A 1,113-nucleotide genomic window follows, 5' to 3' on the forward strand; every position below is an offset into this window, starting at 1 on the left:
CGACGACCGTCCGTTCCTCGCACGCCTGTCGGTCATCGACTGGCTGTTCGCCCTGGCACTCGTGGTCGGCGCGGGCTATGCGTTCGTGCACTACAACGAACACATGGATTACTACGACAAGGCGGTGATGATCGGCACGGTGCCGGCGCTTGTCGTGCTCGGCTGGCGCTGGAAGCCCGCGCGGCTGATGATGGCGTCGATCGCGGTGCTGTCGCTGCTGTCGATCCAGATCTACCAGGGCGATCTCGCGCGCGCCGAATCGGCGTTCTTCCTCAAGTACTTCCTGTCGAGCCAGTCGGCGATCCTGTGGATGAGCGCGCTGTTCGTGCTCGCGACGGTCTTCTACTGGATCGGCTTGCTCGCGCGCTCGGCGTCGGGCTCCGCGATCGGCCAGAAGCTCACGTGGGTCGCCGTGCTGATGGGCTTCACCGGCCTGATGGTGCGCTGGTACGAGTCCTACCTGATCGGCGCCGACGTCGGGCACATCCCCGTATCGAACCTGTACGAAGTGTTCGTGCTGTTCAGCCTGATCACCGCATTGCTTTATCTGTATTACGAAGGGCACTATGGCACGCGCTCGCTTGGCGCATTCGTGCTGCTGGTCATCAGCGCGGCCGTCGGCTTCCTGATGTGGTACTCGGTCGCGCGCGATGCGCAGCAGATCCAGCCGCTCGTGCCGGCGCTGCAGAGCTGGTGGATGAAGATCCACGTGCCGGCGAACTTCATCGGCTATGGCAGCTTCGCGCTGTCGGCGATGGTGTCGGTCGCGTACCTGATGAAGGAGCGCGGCGTGCTCGCCGATCGCCTGCCGACGCTCGAGGTGCTCGACGACGTGATGTACAAGTCGATCGCGGTCGGCTTCGCGTTCTTCACGATCGCGACGATCCTCGGCGCGCTGTGGGCCGCCGAGGCATGGGGCGGCTACTGGAGCTGGGACCCGAAGGAAACCTGGGCGCTGATCGTCTGGCTCAACTACGCGGCCTGGCTGCACATGCGCCTGATGAAGGGCCTGCGCGGCGCGGTTGCCGCCTGGTGGGCGCTCACGGGCCTGCTCGTGACGACGTTCGCGTTCCTCGGCGTCAACATGTTCCTGTCCGGGCTGCACAGCTACGG

1 protein-coding gene is annotated in these 1,113 nt (G+C 65.0%); it reads left to right on the plus strand.

Annotation, left to right across the window (positions count from 1 at the left end; all coding sequences use genetic code 11):
* A partial coding sequence (gene ccsB, locus DIE21_RS36825; RefSeq protein ID WP_124502205.1) for a c-type cytochrome biogenesis protein CcsB occupies positions 1–1,113 on the plus strand: 1,113 nt, incomplete at both ends.

The organism is Burkholderia sp. Bp9140, from assembly GCF_003853425.1.
In the GTDB taxonomy this organism is placed as follows: Bacteria; Pseudomonadota; Gammaproteobacteria; order Burkholderiales; family Burkholderiaceae; genus Burkholderia.